Annotated in this window: 15 protein-coding genes; 3 read left to right on the top strand and 12 right to left on the bottom strand. The window is 74.0% G+C overall.

Features of this window, described 5'->3' with window-relative positions; translation table 11 throughout:
* Positions 1 to 7 precede the first annotated feature (7 nt).
* Genes O2W53_RS12400 through O2W53_RS12365 form a run of 8 tightly spaced genes read right to left on the bottom strand, consistent with a single transcriptional unit; the run spans position 8 to position 8,051 of the window.
* Positions 8 to 1,447, bottom strand: coding sequence for an NADH-quinone oxidoreductase subunit N (locus tag O2W53_RS12400; protein WP_269163343.1), 1,440 nt, complete (start codon positions 1,445 to 1,447; stop codon positions 8 to 10).
* Positions 1,447 to 2,934 (bottom strand): complex I subunit 4 family protein, encoded by a 1,488-nt coding sequence (locus tag O2W53_RS12395; RefSeq protein ID WP_269163342.1) that lies wholly within the window; start codon positions 2,932 to 2,934, stop codon positions 1,447 to 1,449. Before O2W53_RS12395 ends, O2W53_RS12400 begins: the two co-directional genes overlap by 1 nt.
* A 4-nt stretch (positions 2,935 to 2,938) precedes the next feature.
* On the bottom strand, positions 2,939 to 4,864 hold the full coding sequence (locus tag O2W53_RS12390; protein ID WP_269163341.1) for a proton-conducting transporter transmembrane domain-containing protein: 1,926 nt from the start codon (positions 4,862 to 4,864) through the stop codon (positions 2,939 to 2,941).
* Positions 4,861 to 5,163, bottom strand: coding sequence for an NADH-quinone oxidoreductase subunit NuoK (gene nuoK, locus O2W53_RS12385; protein WP_036334437.1), 303 nt, complete (start codon positions 5,161 to 5,163; stop codon positions 4,861 to 4,863). The genes O2W53_RS12390 and nuoK overlap by 4 nt, the downstream gene beginning before the upstream one ends.
* A complete protein-coding gene (locus O2W53_RS12380; RefSeq protein ID WP_269163340.1) occupies positions 5,160 to 5,711 on the bottom strand; it encodes an NADH-quinone oxidoreductase subunit J in 552 nt (183 codons plus the stop codon). The genes nuoK and O2W53_RS12380 overlap by 4 nt, the downstream gene beginning before the upstream one ends.
* Positions 5,712 to 5,722: 11 nt before the next feature.
* Entirely contained in the window at positions 5,723 to 6,640 is a 918-nt protein-coding gene (locus tag O2W53_RS12375; protein WP_269163339.1) for a complex I subunit 1 family protein, read from the bottom strand.
* A complete protein-coding gene (locus O2W53_RS12370; protein WP_269163338.1) occupies positions 6,637 to 7,710 on the bottom strand; it encodes a hypothetical protein in 1,074 nt (357 codons plus the stop codon). The genes O2W53_RS12375 and O2W53_RS12370 overlap by 4 nt, the downstream gene beginning before the upstream one ends.
* Positions 7,701 to 8,051 (bottom strand): NADH-quinone oxidoreductase subunit A, encoded by a 351-nt coding sequence (locus O2W53_RS12365; RefSeq protein ID WP_269163337.1) that lies wholly within the window; start codon positions 8,049 to 8,051, stop codon positions 7,701 to 7,703. The genes O2W53_RS12370 and O2W53_RS12365 overlap by 10 nt, the downstream gene beginning before the upstream one ends.
* Positions 8,052 to 8,196: 145 nt before the next feature.
* Here O2W53_RS12365 and O2W53_RS12360 point away from each other — a divergent pair, with 145 nt between their 5' ends.
* Complete coding sequence (locus O2W53_RS12360) at positions 8,197 to 8,514, top strand: ArsR/SmtB family transcription factor (protein ID WP_269163336.1); 318 nt, start codon at positions 8,197 to 8,199, stop codon at positions 8,512 to 8,514.
* A 7-nt stretch (positions 8,515 to 8,521) separates the two neighbouring features.
* On the opposite strand, the gene O2W53_RS12355 is transcribed toward O2W53_RS12360, so the two are convergent.
* Entirely contained in the window at positions 8,522 to 9,271 is a 750-nt protein-coding gene (locus O2W53_RS12355) for an SDR family oxidoreductase (protein WP_269163335.1), read from the bottom strand.
* A gap of 27 nt (positions 9,272 to 9,298) precedes the next feature.
* Positions 9,299 to 10,498: a PucR family transcriptional regulator gene (locus O2W53_RS12350; protein WP_269163334.1), complete on the bottom strand. Its 1,200-nt coding sequence runs from the start codon at positions 10,496 to 10,498 to the stop codon at positions 9,299 to 9,301.
* 89 nt (positions 10,499 to 10,587) lie between these two features.
* Between O2W53_RS12350 and O2W53_RS12345 the strand changes: the two genes are divergently transcribed.
* The gene (locus tag O2W53_RS12345; RefSeq protein ID WP_269163333.1) at positions 10,588 to 11,694 is read left to right on the top strand and encodes a ferredoxin reductase; all 1,107 of its coding nucleotides are present in this window, start codon (positions 10,588 to 10,590) and stop codon (positions 11,692 to 11,694) included.
* 36 nt (positions 11,695 to 11,730) lie between these two features.
* Complete coding sequence (locus tag O2W53_RS12340) at positions 11,731 to 12,924, top strand: fatty acid desaturase family protein (RefSeq protein WP_269163332.1); 1,194 nt, start codon at positions 11,731 to 11,733, stop codon at positions 12,922 to 12,924.
* 70 nt (positions 12,925 to 12,994) lie between these two features.
* On the opposite strand, the gene O2W53_RS12335 is transcribed toward O2W53_RS12340, so the two are convergent.
* Positions 12,995 to 13,399 (bottom strand): universal stress protein, encoded by a 405-nt coding sequence (locus O2W53_RS12335; RefSeq protein WP_269163331.1) that lies wholly within the window; start codon positions 13,397 to 13,399, stop codon positions 12,995 to 12,997.
* Positions 13,396 to 14,925: a tripartite tricarboxylate transporter permease gene (locus O2W53_RS12330; protein WP_269163330.1), complete on the bottom strand. Its 1,530-nt coding sequence runs from the start codon at positions 14,923 to 14,925 to the stop codon at positions 13,396 to 13,398. The genes O2W53_RS12335 and O2W53_RS12330 overlap by 4 nt, the downstream gene beginning before the upstream one ends.
* Positions 14,926 to 14,934: the final 9 nt, after the last annotated feature.

The raw sequence follows: 14,934 nt of genomic DNA, 5'->3' as shown, positions 1-14,934 counted from the left end.
CCCGTGTTCAGCCGAGGGTGCCGTCCCCGACCAGTGCGGTCACCAGGCCGGCACCCAGCCCGACCGCCAGCACGCCCAGCGCCCCGGCCACGGCCGCCGCGTGCGCCCAGCCGGCGGTGGGAGCGGGCTCGCCGGGCCGGAACGCCTCGACCAGCCACCGCAGGTAGTAGAAGAGGCTGACCAGGGTGTTCAGCGCGGCGACCACCACCAGCCAGGCCAGGCCGCCGTCCCACGCGGCGGTGAAGACGGTCAGCTTGCCCAGGAAGACCGCCGTCGGCGGGGTGCCGACCAGGCTCAGCAGGCTGATCACCAGCGCGGCCGCCAGCCCCGGCCGCTGCCGGGCCAGGCCGCGGAAGTCGGTCAGCGACCGGGCCCCGGGGACGGCGGCGAGCACGGCGAAGGCGGTCAGGTTGGTGACCGCGTAGCCGGCCAGGTAGACCAGCAGCGCCGGCACCGCGGCGGAGGTGCCGGCCACCACGGCCACCGGCATGAGCAGGTAGCCGACCTGGCTGACCGTCGACCAGCCGAGCAGCCGGCGGGCGTCGGTCTGGGCGAGTGCGGCCAGGTTGGCCAGCGTCATGGTGGCGGCGGCGAGCAGCCCGACCAGCAGCGGCCAGGGCAGCGAGCCCGGCAGCACGTCGACCAGCCGCGCGGCGGCGACCAGCGCGCCGATCTTCGGCACGGTGGTGAGGAACGCCGCCGCGGCGGTGCCGGCGCCCTGGGTCGCGTCGGGCACCCACTGGTGCAGTGGCACCCCGCCGGCCTCGAACAGCAACCCGGCCAGCACGGCCAGCGCACCGACCGCCACCGCGGCGGCGGGCGCCACCGCCAGCCCGGTGGCCAGGTCGACGTACGCGGTGCCACCGGCGATGCCGGACAGCACCGTGGCGCCGAGCAGCAGCAGGATCCCGGACAGCGCGCCGAGCAGGTACGTCTTCAGTGCGGCCTCGGCTGCGCCGGGAGTGCGGACCATCCCGACCAGCGCGTACACCGGGATGCTGGCCAGCAGGAAGCCGACGGCGAGCACCAGCAGGTCGTCGGTGGCGGCCAGCACGATCGCGCCCAGCCCGCCGAGCAGCAGCAGCGTGTAGGTCTCGCTCTCCCGCGCCGTCCCGGCCAGCTCGTCAACGCCCAGGCCGATCACCAGCAGCACCGCCGCGACCACCACCAGCCGGGTGACCCCGGTCGCGGTGTCCAGCACGAACGCCCCGAACACCGTCTCCGCGTCCCCACCACCAAAATGGCCATTTTGGCGGCTTGGAAAGGCGAGGGCGGCGGAGACGGCGGCGGCGAGGAGGGCGGCGACCGCGATCAGCCGGGCGACCCACTGCCGCTGCCGGGGGAGGAAGGAGCCGGCCAGCAGGGTGGCCACCGCACCCGCGAGGAGGCAGAGCTCGGGGAGCAGCGCCAGCGGCGACTGGTCCATCACCATCGGCGACTGCTCCATCACCTGCCCACCAGGTCGACGAGGACGGCGGACGCCGGGGTGATCAGGTCCAGCAGCAGCCAGGGCAGGACGCCGATCGCCAGGGACAGCAGCAGCAGCCCGGTGACCGGCAGCGCCTCGACCGCCCGGACGTCGGTGAAGCCGATCGACCGGCCGCCGGGCAGCCCGGTGACCAGCAGCTGCAGCGCGCGGAGGAACAGCGCGGCGGTGATCAGGATCCCGGGCAGCGCGATCGCCGCCCACGCGGTGGTGCCGATGCTCCCGGCGAACACCTGGAACTCGGCGATGAACCCGCTGAACGCCGGGATGCCCAGCGAGGCGAACGCGCCGACCGCGAACAGGCCCGACCAGACCGGTGCGCTGCGGGCCAGGCCGCCGTAGTCACGCATCGCGTAGCTGCCGGTGCGGTCGTGCAGCACCCCGGCCAGCAGGAACAGTGCCCCGGTGATCAAGCCGTGGCTGACCATCTGGGTGACGGCGCCGGTCACGGCCAGCTCGCGGGCCGCCGTCCCCCCGCCGAGCAGGCCCGCCGCACCGACCGCGAGCACCACGTAGCCCATGTGGTTGATCGAGGTGTAGGCGATCATCCGCTTGACGTCGGTCTGGGCCAGGGCGACCAGCGCGCCGTAGAGCACCGAGGCGATCCCGACCCCGAGCACCACCCAGGCCGCCCCGCGCCAGGCGTCCGGCATCGCCGGCATGGCGATCCGGACGAAGCCGTAGGTGCCCATCTTCAGCAGCACCGCGGCCAGCACGGCCGAGCCGATCGCCGAGGCGTCGGTGTGCGCCGGGGGGAGCCAGGTGTGGAACGGGATCGTCGGCGTCTTCACCGCCAGCCCCAGCAGCAGCGCGGCGAGCACGAACCCGCCGGCGACCGGGTGGTCCTGCAGCGGCGCGGCGGCGATCAGCTCGGGGATGTCGAAGGTGTGCGGGTCGGCGGCCAGGTAGAGGCCGATGAAGCCCAGCAGCAGCGCCAGGCTGCCCAGGAACGTGTAGAGGAAGAACTGCAGCGCCGAGCGGCCGGCGTCCCGGCCGTGCCCCCAGCCGGCGATCGCGGCGTACATGCCGACGATCGACAGGTCGAAGAAGACGAAGAAGACGATCAGGTCCTGGGCGGCGAACAGCCCCATGCAGGTGGCCTGCAGCGCGAGGAAGAGGGCGGCGTGCTGGCGTGGGCGCCGGTCCTCGCGCAGCCCGTAGACCGCGCAGGCGCAGAACACCACCGCGGTCAGCGCCAGCAGCGGCACCGAGAGCCCGTCGACACCGACGTGCCAGCTGCTGTTGACCGACGGGATCCAGCGGGCGCGCTCCTCGAAGGCGAGACCGCCGTCGGCGGGCGTCTCGTACCGGGCGATGAGCACCCCGACCAGCACGACCTCGGCGGCGGTGACCGCGATCCCGGTCCAGCGGGCGACCTGGTCGGGCACCCGGGGCACGGCCAGCACGGCTGCCGCCACCAGGGGCAGGAAGATGATCGAACTGAGCACGGAGCTACCTCACTGCCAGGAGGAGGGCCAGCGCGGCGGCGAGCACCACGGCGGCCGAGACGTAGTACTGGTGCAGCTGGCCGGTCTGGGTGCGCCGGGCCCAGCCCCCCAGCCAGCGGGTGCCGGCGGCCAGCGACCGCACGGCGGCGTCCGGTCCGGCGAGGTCGGCCCGGCCCGTGGCGTCGGCCAGTCGCACGCCGGCGGTCGCCGAGCCGGCCACCGCCCGGTCGAGCACCCCGTCGTCGAACCGGGCCGCGGCGCGTGCGGTCCGCAGCGCTCCCCGGCCGGCGCCGGTCACCGCGCGGGCGAGCACCCGGTCGTCGAACCGGGCCAGCGCCTCGGCCGTGCGCAGCACCGGCCGGACGACGACCACGTCGGTCGCCCGGGCCAGCCCCAGCCAGCCCTCGAGCCAGCCGGGCAGCGGCTGCAGCGGCCGGATCCGCACGACCAGGAGCACCACCACGGCGACGAGCGCGGAGACGGCCAGCTCCACCAGGCCCGGGGTGGGAGCGCTGCCAGAGCCGAGGGCACGGCGCAGGGTGTCGGCGACCGGGGGGAGGGCCAGCAGGCCGAGGACGGCGGCGCCGACGGCCAGCACGACCAGCGGCGCCTGCTGCAGCACCCGCACCCGACGGGTGCCCTCCTCCTCGGTGTCGTAGTGCGCGTCGGCGTCCGCGGGGAGCCGCTGCCAGACCAGCCACAGCACCTTGCCGGCGTAGCCCGCCGACAGCGCCGCGGCGGCCAGCCCGACCAGGTACAGCGCCAGGGACTCCTCGTGGGCCCCGGCCAGCACGGCGTCCTTGGTCGCCCACAGCGACAGCGGCGCCACCCCGGCCAGCGCCAGCGCCCCGACCCCCGCGCAGACCCCGACCAGCGGCCAGCGCCGGGCGGCGCCGCGCAGCGCCGGCAGCTGCTTGGTGCCCAGCGCGGTCAGCCACGCCCCGGCGGCCAGGAACAGCAGCGCCTTGGTGGCCGCGTGAGCGACCAGGTGCGCGGTGCCGCCGGCCACCGCCGCGACCCCGGCACCCAGCACCACGAACCCCAGCTGCGCCGCGGTGGAGGCGGCGAGCAGCTGCTTGAGGTCCCGCTGGGCGAGCGCCACGGCGCCGAGCAGCAGCGCGGTCAGCGCCCCCACCCAGGCCGCCGTCGGCCCGGCCCAGCTCGTCGCGCCGAGCAGCGGCGCCACCCGCAGCAGCAGGTAGCCGCCCATCGCGACCATGGCCGCGGAGTGCAGCAGCGCGCTGACTGGGCTGGGACCCTGCATCGCCGCGGAGAGCCAGGCGGTGAACGGCAGCTGGGCGGCCTTGCCGAGCGCGGCGACCAGCAGCCCGGCCGCGGCGACGTCCCGCCACGGCGCCGGCAGCTCGGGCAGGTCGGTGAGCGCCAGGCCCGACCCCCCCGCGGCCAGCGCCGCCCCGGCGGCCAGGTAGAGCCCGAGGTCGGCGGTGCGGGTGGTGAGGAAGGCGGTCAGCCCGGCGCCGACCCGGTGCCGCTCCTGCCAGCGGAAGCCGATCAGCGCGTACGACGTCGCGCCCATCACCTCCCAGGCGAACAGCAGCGTCGGCAGCGTGGTGGCGCAGACGGTGACCACCACGGCCGCGGCGAACAGCAGCATCAGACCCGTGAACCGGGCCCGGGCACCGGTGACGTCGGCGGCGGCGAACAGCAGCACCAGCAGGGTGACCGCGGCGACCGCGGGCAGCACGACGGCCCCCAGGGCGTCGACCGCGAGCCCGAACACCGCGCCCGGCAGGAAGGGCGCCGAGGTGGCGGGCCGGCCCAGCGCCACCGCGACCGACAGCGCCAGGACGACGCCCGCCGTGACGATCCCGACCGCCGGCGCGACCCGGTCCGCGCGCCGTCCGGTGACACACAGCCCGGCGCCGACGACCGCGGGCACCACGGCGCAGGCCCAGAGCAGCCCGGTCACCGGGACAGGTCCGTGGCCATGTCGGTCATGTCCGACTGCCGGGACCGGTGCAGCAGCGTGGCCACCGCGAAGCCCATCGCCATCTCCACCGTCATCGCGGTGATCACCACGAGCAGCAGCACCTGGCCGTCCGGGGTGGGGGAGAGGAACCACCAGAAGGCCGCGGCGGCGAGGATGACGCCGTTGAGCATCAGCTCCAGGCCCATCATCACCATGACCACGACCTGCTGGGAGATGGCGCCGTAGAGGCCCACGCTGAACAGCGCGGCCGCCACCAGCAACATCGTCTGCAGCGTCATCGCGGGGCCTTCCCGCGCAGGTCCGTACCGCGCAGGTCGTCGCCGAGCCGGTCGTACCGGCCCTTCGGCAACGCCAGCACCAGCGCGGCGACGATCGTGGCGAAGAGGACCGGCGAGACGGTCATCATCACCAGCATCTTCGACTCCATGACCGCCTCGCCCAGCGAGGTCACCAGGTCGGCGGCGGGCGCCCCGCGGCGGGTGGGCCACGGGATCAGCAGCGCCCCGGCGGCCAGCACGACGAACGTGCCGATCGCGACCGCCAGCGCCGGGCGCTTGCCGTGCACCATGTCCATCGGCATCAGCGCGGGGTTCATCCCCATGAACATGATCATGTAGATGCCCATCACGGCCATCTCCATGGTCATCATCAGCACGGTGATGACGCCGAGGAACTCCAGGTCGACCAGCAGCAGCACCAGGCCGACGGCGATGAAGGACGCGGCCAGCGCGTAGGTCGCCCGGGCCATCGAGTCGACCCGGAAGACGGCGACGCCGGTGGCCACCGCGATCACGGCGAGCACCCAGAACACGATCCCGGTCAGCACGTCCACCCTCCTCAGGCCTGGACCACGACGACGACGGACACGACCAGCAGTTGCAGCAGCACCAACGGGAGTGCGACCAGCCAGGCGGGGCCCGCGAACCGCTCCGGAGCGACCACCGGGAGCCGGCGCCGCAGCGCGACGAGCACCACGAGCAGCCCGGCGGTCTTGACCAGCAGCCACAGCCAGGCCGGCAACAGCGGCCCGTGCCCACCGCCGAGGAAGGCGGTGGCCCCGAAGGCGGACCCGGCGGTCAGCAGCGCGTACCGCCCGGTCGAGAGCAGCCAGCGGTCCACCCCGGACGCTTCGGTGAACACCCCACCGGCGGGTGCGCCGAGCGGCCCCCAGACGGAGAAGCCGGCGACCGCGACGCAGAAGACCGCGAACGCCACCGGCATCCAGACGACGAACCACAGTCCGGACTGCGCGGCCACCACGTCACCGAGCCGGAGGCTGCCCGCGGCGACCGCCGGCGCGGTCAGCGCGAACATCAGCGGCAGCTCGTAGGACAGCGCCTGGGCCAGGAACCGGTACCCGCCGACCAGGGCGTGGGCGCTGTTCGGGCCCCAGCCGGCCAGCCAGACCGCCGCCCACACCAGCACGTCCATCGCGTTGAACCAGACGATGCCCACCGTCAGGTCGGCGACGGTCCACCGGCCGAACGGGACGACGGCGACCATCAGCAGCGCCGCGGTGAGCAGCCCGGCGCAGCCGATCCGCTGCAACGGGAGGTCCGCGGCCACGGTGGTCCGGCGGCGCTGGCCGAACAGTCGCGCCGTCTCCGCGACCGGGGTGAGCAGGCCCCCACCCAGCGGCTGCCCGGCGGACCGCGCGGCCAGCGCACCGTCCAGGCTCGCCGCGGCGGCCGCGACGACGAGCAGCAGCGCGGCCGCCACCGGCACCCAGCCGGCCGAGACCTCGGTGACGGTCACGAGCCCGCCTCCGCCGGCACGGTCACCCGGTCGGCGGTGTCCAGGTCGAGCGAGGCGACCACCAGGCGGGCGGTGGCCAGGTCCAGCCCGGTGACCAGCTCGGCCACCGCGGTCAGCTCGGTGGACCGGCGCTGCTCGGTGCCCGCCAGCCAGTGCCGCAGCCGGTCGTGCGCGTCGCCCTCGGGGAGCCGGCCCAGACCGCGCAGCGACCAGCGGAGCAGCCGCGACCGGATGATCCGGTGGGCCAGCCGCTCGGCCTCGGGTGGCTGCCCACCGGCGAGCAGGGCGTCGCGGACCCGCGCGGCCCGGGTGGCGGCGTCGTCCCAGCCGGCCAGGCCCAGCAGGGTGGCCACCGCGTCCCACCGGCCGGCCGGGGTGCCGTGCACCGGCGCGTCGGTGGGTGCCTCCTCCGCCGGCAGCAGGACCTCCGCGCGGGCGGAGACCACCAGCTCGCCCTGCAGCGTGGTGTGCAGCAGCAGGCCGGCCGGCCAGTGCGGCAGCACCGGTCCGAGGGGCACGTGCAGCACGTCGAGGTCGAGGGCGTCGGGGTCGGTCAGCTGGTCGTCGTCCCCGCCGCCGGCCAGGCCGATCCCGGCGGGCATCGGCATGTCCATGTCGCCGTGGTCCATGCCGCCCATGTCGTGGTCGCCCATGTCGTCGTCGTCCATGTCCATGTCGCCCATGTCGTCGTCGCCCATGTCGTCGTCGCCCGTGGCGGTGGTGCCGGGTTCGGGGTCGGCCGGTCGGGCGGCGGCGTCGCGGCGCTGGGCTGCGCCGTCGGCGAGCTCGGCCGCGGCACGGTCCAGGACGGCCGGGACGTCGGCGGCGGTCGTCACCTCCGTCCGGGCGCGGGGGCCGGGCAGCTGGCTCCAGACGTGGTCGACCGCGGCGGTCAGCCGGGCCCCGGGGCGCCCGCACACGACCAGCAGGTCCGCGTCGGCGGGGGAGCCGGCCAGCCGCCAGCCCCGGTCCCGGACGTGCTCCTCGAGCGCGCAGCGGGTGCGGCTCCAGCCGGGCACCTCGACGGCGAGCACCGCGGTGCGGCGGGCGGCCAGCCGGCTCAGGTCCACCGCAGCGCACCCTCGCGCCAGGCCCAGAGCACGCCGGTCATCAGCACCCCGAGGAGCACGAACATCTCGATGATCGCCGAGGTCCCGATCGAGGCGACCACGGTCGCCCACGGGTACATGTAGAGCATCTCCACGTCGAAGGCGAGGAACAGCAGGGTCATCGGGTAGTACCGCGCCTCGAACCGGGACAGTGCGTGCTCGGCGGGCCGCCAGCCGGAGAGGAACGGCAGGCTCGCGACCGCGCCCGGCGCCACCGCGGTCCGCCGGTGCAGCAGGTACGCCAGCAGCACACCGCCGACGGCGAGGCCCAGCATCGCGGCGAGGCTCAGGTAGGCCGACACCAGTTCGTCCTCCGTCCGCGTCGTCCTCGGGCCGTGGCTGACCGACGGCGCGCATACCCGTGCGCCCATGCGGGTAACCGCACCGATCGTGACGGACCATCCCCATCCGGTCGACCCCGTGCGTGTGGCTGCGGCGAGGGCGCGGGTGCCCAGCCGCGAGGACGCCGCGAGCCTGTCGGCGATGCTGAGCCTGCTGGCCGACCCCACCCGGTCCCGGGTGCTCTACGCCCTCGACGTGGTCGAGGAGCTGTGCGTGGGCGACCTGGCGATGGCGCTGGAGGCGACGGAGGACGCGGTCGGCTACGCGCTGCGGCTGCTGCGCACCGCCGGCTTCGTCACCAGCCGCAAGGACGGGCGGGTCGTGTTCTACCGCCTGGCCGACGGCTTCCCGGGGCCGCTGCGGGAGCACTGCCTGCGGCAGCTCGTCGAGCTCTCCCGCCAGGTGGCCGACGGGGAGGACTGACCCCGGCTCAGCTCCGGTGCGCGAGCGTCTCCAGGTGCTCGGCGTACGTCTGCCTGCCGTGGACGTACGGCTCGGCCGGGACGAGCGCACCACCGGCCATCGCCGCGCCCGCCCGGCCGGGCAGCCGCACCGGGACGACGACCCGGCGCTGCCCGGTGGCGCGCAGCAGCCGCCGGACCAGGTCGCCCATGTCGTGGTCCTCCGGCCCGGCGATCGGCTGGGCGACCCCCTGCGGGGCGTCGTGCGCGAGCCGCACGAGGTGGGCGGCGACCTCGGCGGCGGCGACCGGCCGGGTGGCCATCCGGGGGACGACGACGAACGGGCGGGGGGAGCGCTCGACCAGCTGGCCGGCGAACTCGTGGAACTGGGTGGCGCGCAGCAGCGTCCAGGACACCGGACCGGCGGCCAGCAGCTCCTCCTGCCGCCGCTTGCCCAGGTAGTAGCCGAAGTCGACGGTGTCGGCGCCGACGATCGACGCGGTGACCACGTGCCCGGCACCGGCCCGGGCGGCCGCGGCGAGCAGCTGGGTGGTGGCCGCGGTGAAGAAGGCCACCGATCGGCGCCGGCTGGTCGTGGTCACGTTCGCGACGTCGACCACCGCCTCGACGCCGTCCAGGGCGCTGTCCAGGCCGGTGCCGTCGGTCAGGTCCACCCCGTGCGAGCGGGCGAGCACGACCGGGTCGTCGCCGTGCCGCGTCAGCTCCGCGACCACCAGTGCACCCAGCAGGCCGGTGCCACCGGCCACCGCGATCCGCATGCCCCCATCCTCGGGGACGGCGGAGGATCAGGACGCGGGGGGCTGCGGGCCGAGCGCGATGGTCAGTTGGAGCACCGTCTGCGGGTCCTCGAGGCGGTCGCCGTACAGGTCGCGCAGCTGCCCCATCCGGTACCGCACGGTCTGCGGGTGCACGAACAGCTCGGCGGCGACCTGGTCGCGCCGGCCGTGGTGCAGCAGCCAGGAGCGGAGGGTCGCGGCCAGCTTCTCCCGGGTGGCCGGGGTCAGCCCGTCCAGCGGGGCGAGCGCCGCGGCCCGCAGGTCGGCCAGGGCGTCCTCGTCGGCCCGCAGCACCAGCTCCGGCAGTCGCTGCTCGGTGTCCAGCGGCGCCGCGCCGGTGGAGTGCAGCCCGAGCCGCAGGGCGCGCAGCGCGCGGGCGTAGGAGCCGGCGACCGCGGACCACGGCCGGGCCGGGCCGACCACCGCCGTCCGCCCATCGAGGGCGCGCAGCAGGGCGGCCCGGGCGCCCTCCCCGGCGTCCGGCACCAGGAGCACGCTGAGCTCCAGGGCCGGGTCCAGCCCCGGGATGTCGTCGTCCAGCTGGAGCGTGCGCTGGCCGAGCAGCGCGACGGCGCCGCGGGCCCGCACCTCGGGGAGCAGCACGGCGGTCAGCGTCCGGGGCGGGAGCCAGCCGGCCCGCTCGGCCGCGGGGGTGAGGTCGTGCAGCGGCCGCCCGGCCAGCAGCAGCGCGCCCAGTCGTTCGCGGTGGTGCCGGCGCACCCGGCCGGTGGTCTCCAGCTCGTCGGTGTGCCCGGCCACGCTGGCGGCCGACAGCTGGTCGATGTAGGCGAACACCAGCTCGGCGAAGCGGGCCAGCGACCCCACCGAGAGGCCGGCGTCGACCGCGGTGTCGCTCATGTGCCGCCAGGACACCCGGGCGCCGACCCGGTAGGCGGCCAGCAGGGCGTCCATCGACCGTCCGCTGCGCGCCTCGCCCCGGCCGAGGGAGTAGGCGCCCTCCAGCGCCGGGCCGATCGGCCGGCTGGCGTCGACGCCCCCAGCGGTGGTGGCCAGCTCCAGGAAGCCGCCCAGGGCGAGCTGGACGGCGTTGGAGATCGCCCGGCCCATCTCCCCGGAGAAGGCGTCGGCGTAGCTGGGCACCTCGACGACGATGCTGGCCACCGTCTGCTGGGCCACGGCGGGGAGCTGGGCCTGCATCGCGGCGACGACCGGCGGCGGGAACGTGACCTGGTCGCTCGTGGTGTTCACCCTCTCGTTGTTCGCAGGGAACAGAAGATACCGCCCGATTCACGTCCGAGGCACAGTTGTTCGCCCTCGGAGCGGGTAAGGATCAGTACATGACCGCCACCGTCCCGCGTCCGTCGCCGGCCCGTCCTGTGCTGACCACGCTGCGTGACCGGGTGCTCAAGGTGGCCGAGCTGGTCACCACGCCGCTGCTGCCCGCCGACTACTTGGACCTGGTCGACCCGCTGCGCTCCGGCGCCGCGCTGCGCGGCCGGATCGAGGCGGTGCACCACGAGACCCGGGACGCCGCCAGCATCGTGATCCGGCCGGGCCGTGACTGGCTCCCGCACACCCCCGGCCAGTACGTCCGGATCGGCATCGACATCGACGGCGTGCGGCTGTGGCGCGCGTACTCGATCACCTCGGTGCTCGGCCGCGCCGACGGCTGCTTCTCCATCACCGTGAAGGCCATCCCCGACGGCAAGGTCAGCAACCACCTGGTGCACCGCGCCCAGCCGGGCACCATCGTGCAGCTGGACCAGGCGACCGGTGAGTTCGTCCTCCCCGAGGCGCGGCCGGCGAAGGCGCTGTTCGTGACGGCGGGCTCCGGCATCACTCCGGTCATGGGCATCCTGCGGAACCTGGGCGAGGACGCCGGGTGCGACGTCGTCCTGGTGCACTCCGCGCCCACCGTCGAGGACGTCATCTTCGGTGCCGAGCTGCGCGAGCTGGCGGGGGCCGGCCGGATCCGGTTGGTCGAGCACCACACCCAGGACGCCGGCTTCCTGGACGCCCCGGCGATCGCCGACCTGGTGCCCGACCTGGCCGAGCGGGCCACCTGGGCCTGCGGTCCGGTCGGCCTGCTCGAGGCGCTGGAGGCGCACTGGGCCGACCAGGGCATCGCCGACCGGCTGTACACCGAGCGCTTCCGCCCCCGGGTGCTGGTCACCGGCGAGGGCGGCACCGTCACCTTCGCCAAGTCCGAGCGCACGCTCGAGGTCGACGGCGCGACCCCGATCCTGGACGCCGCCGAGGAGGCCGGGCTGCTCATGCCCAGCGGCTGCCGGATGGGCATCTGCTACGGCTGCGTGCTGCCGCTGCGCGAGGGCGCCGTCCGTGACCTGCGCAACGGGGAGCTGACCACCGCCGCCCCCGGTGACGGCGTCCTGATCCAGACCTGCGTCAGCGCCGCCGTTGACGCCTGCGACATCGACCACTGATCCAGAACTGCTGTCCCACCAGCTGAGGAGCTGCACATGACCGTCCTGCAGAAGAAGTCCGACAACCCGATCGCCCACCTCTCCGAGGCCGACATCGAGGCCATCGGCCGCGAGCTCGACGCCATCCGAAAGACCGTCGTGGACAGCCGTGGCGAGGACGACGCGGCCTACATCCGCCGGGTCATCGACGTGCAGCGCAAGATGGAGCTGGCCAGCCGGGCCGTGCTGCTGTTCTCCAGGTTCCCGCCGGCCTGGGTCCTCGGCACCGCCGGGCTCTCGGTCGCCAAGATCCTGGAGAACATGGAGATCGGGCACAACATCCTGCACGGGCAGTGGGACTGGATGCGTGACCCGAAGATCCACTCCACGACGTGGGAGTGGGACATGGCCAGTCCGTCGGAGCAGTGGAAGCACTCGCACAACGTGCTGCACCACACCTACACGAACGTGATCGGCAAGGACAACGACCTCGGCTACGGCATCATGCGCGTCGACGAGGACCAGAAGTGGGTGCCGCTGTACCTGCTCCAGCCGGTGTGGAACTTCGTCAACGCCTGCTTCTTCGAGTACGGGATCGCCGCCTACGACCTGGAGCTGGGCAAGAACCTGGCCACCAAGGAGCGGCGTGCCGACCCGGGCTTCCGGGCCCGCGGCAAGCAGGTGCTGAAGAAGATCGGCAAGCAGATGACCAAGGACTACGTCGTCCACCCGGCGCTGTCGGGTCCGTCGTTCCTGCCCACCCTGGCGGCCAACTTCACCGCCAACGTGGTGCGCAACGTGTGGTCGCACTCGGTGATCATGTGCGGGCACTTCCCGGAGGGCGTGGAGACCTTCGAGAAGAAGTCGATCGACGGGGAGACCCGCGGTGAGTGGTACCTGCGGCAGATGCTCGGCTCGGCCAACATCTCCGGCAGCAAGGCCATGCACATCATGACCGGGAACCTGTCCCACCAGGTCGAGCACCACCTGTTCCCGGACCTGCCGAGCAACCGGTACGCCGAGATCGCCCCGCAGATCCGCGACCTCTTCGCCCGCTACGGGCTGCGCTACCACTCCGCCTCGCTGCCGCGGCAGGTCGGGTCGGCCTGGCACAAGGTCATCCGGCTCTCGCTGCCCAACGGCTGGCTGGCCCAGACCACCCCGGCCAACGCCCCGGCCCAGGTCGTCAAGCTCTACAAGATGACCACCGGTGGCCCGAAGGTGCGGCGCGCGCTCCAGGCCGCCGCCTGACAGACCGGCCCCACACAGCACGAGGCCCGCCAGGAGATCTCCTGGCGGGCCTCGTGCTGTCCCGGGTGGGTCAGCCGGCGGTGGGGTGCGGCTTGACCGCGAGGACCGGCCGGTCGGCGTCCAGCAGGATCCGCTGGGCGCTGCTGCCCATCAGCAACTTGCCGACGGGGGAGCGGCGGCGGAGGCCGATCACGATCACCGAGGCGTCCACGGACTCGGCCACCCGGAGCAGCTCGTCGGCCAGGTCGCCGGTGTGCGGGGTCTGCCGCAGCTCCAGGGCGACGCCGTCGGCCTCGGCGCGGGAGGTCAGCGACCGGACCAGCTCCGGTGGTGCGACGTCGGCGCTGACCGGTGCTCCACCCCGCGGGGTGTTGAGCACCAGCAGCCCCTCCTGCCGGCGGCGAGCCTCGGCGAGACCGGCCGTGAAGGCCGCCTCGCCCTCGGGCGTGGGGACGAAACCGACGAGGACGGTCACACGAGCTCCTTGGTGTTCGGGTCGGAGGTGTCCTGGGCCGGCTCCTGCCGCCGGCGGCTCCGCAGGCTCGCCACGAAGGGGTACACCGCCACGATCAGGAACACGACGAGCAGGGTGCCGGAGATGGGACGGGTGAAGAAGCCGGTCGCGTCGCCGTCGAAGATCAGCAGCGAACGACGCAAGCCGTCCTCCAGCAGAGCACCCAGCACGAAGGCCAGCAACAGCGGGCCGGGGTCGAAGCCGGCCTTCTTCATCAGGTAGCCGAGCACGCCGAAGACGATGACCAGCACGATGTCGAAGACGCTGTTGTTGACCGTGTAGACGCCGATCAACGTGATGAGCACGGTGATCGGCGCCAGGATGGCCGGCCGCACCCGGAGGATCTTCACGAACAGCCCGACCAGCGGGATGCTCATGATCAGCAACAGGATGTTGCCGATGTACATCGAGTTGACGACGCCCCAGAACAGCTCCGGCTCCTCGGTGACCAGCTGCGGGCCGGGGGTGACCCCCACCACGAGCAGGGCGCCGAAGATCACCGCCATGGTCGCGTTGGCGGGGATGCCCAGCGTGAGCAGCGGGATGAAGGACGACGTCGCGGCGGCGTTGTTCGCCGTCTCGGGCCCGGCCACGCCCTCGACCGCCCCCTTGCCGAAGCGTTCCGGCGTCTTGGAGCGCCGCTTCTCCACCGCGTAGGCGGCGAGCGAGGAGAGGGTCGCACCACCCCCGGGGAGGATGCCGAGGAAGAAGCCGATCACCGACCCGCGGCCGATCGCGCCCGAGGACTGGCGCAGGTCCTGGCGGGAGGGCCAGACGTTGGCGACCTTGGTCGGCGCCTGGGTGGCGTTGTGCCGCTGCTCCAGGTTGTAGAGGATCTCGCCGAGACCGAAGAGGCCCATCGCGATCGGCACGAAGTCCAGGCCGTCGGCCAGGTTCAGGTTGCCGAAGGTGAACCGCTCGGTGGCGGTGAAGCCGTCGCGGCCGACCGTGGCGAGCAGCAGGCCGACGCAGGCCGCGACGACCGCCTTGAGCCGGCTGCCACTGCTGACGGTGGCGACCAGCAGGATGCCGAGCAGCGCCAGGGCGGTGTACTCCGGCGGCCCGAAGTCCAGCGCGAAGCTGGCCACGAGGGGGGCGAGGAAGGACAGGGCGACGATCGAGATCGTGCCGCCGGCGAACGAGCCGATCGCCGCGATCCCGAGCGCGGTCCCCGCCTTGCCCTGGCGGGCCATGGCGTAGCCGTCGAAGACGGTGACCACCGACGACGCCTCGCCGGGCAGCTTGAGCAGGACGGAGGTGATCGTGCCGCCGTACTGGGCGCCGTAGAAGATGCCGGCCAGCATGATGATCGCGGTCACCGGCTCGATGCCGATGGTGATCGGCAGCAGGATCGCGATGGTGGCGGCGGGGCCGAGGCCCGGCAGCACGCCGACCAGCATGCCGACGACGACGCCGATCAGGCAGTAGAGCAGATTGGTCGGTTCCAGGACGACGGCGAAGCCGTCGAGCACCGGGGCGAGGTCCAACGGACTCTC

The organism is Modestobacter sp. VKM Ac-2978 (assembly GCF_026968025.1).
Lineage (GTDB): Bacteria > Actinomycetota > Actinomycetes > Mycobacteriales > Geodermatophilaceae > Modestobacter.
This window is presented reverse-complemented; position numbering and strand designations above follow the sequence as displayed.

Excerpts from the sequence above, each read along its gene's own strand:
- nuoK (WP_036334437.1), bottom strand. The coding sequence starts at position 5,163 with ATGACGCTGCAGACGATGTTGCTGGTGGCGGCCGCGCTGTTCAGCGTG.
- O2W53_RS12340 (WP_269163332.1), top strand. The coding sequence starts at position 11,731 with ATGACCGTCCTGCAGAAGAAGTCCGACAACCCGATCGCCCACCTCTCC.
- O2W53_RS12355 (WP_269163335.1), bottom strand. The coding sequence starts at position 9,271 with ATGCGGATCGCGGTGGCCGGTGGCACCGGCCTGCTGGGTGCACTGGTG.
- O2W53_RS12345 (WP_269163333.1), top strand. The coding sequence starts at position 10,588 with ATGACCGCCACCGTCCCGCGTCCGTCGCCGGCCCGTCCTGTGCTGACC.
- O2W53_RS12400 (WP_269163343.1), bottom strand. The coding sequence starts at position 1,447 with ATGGAGCAGTCGCCGATGGTGATGGACCAGTCGCCGCTGGCGCTGCTC.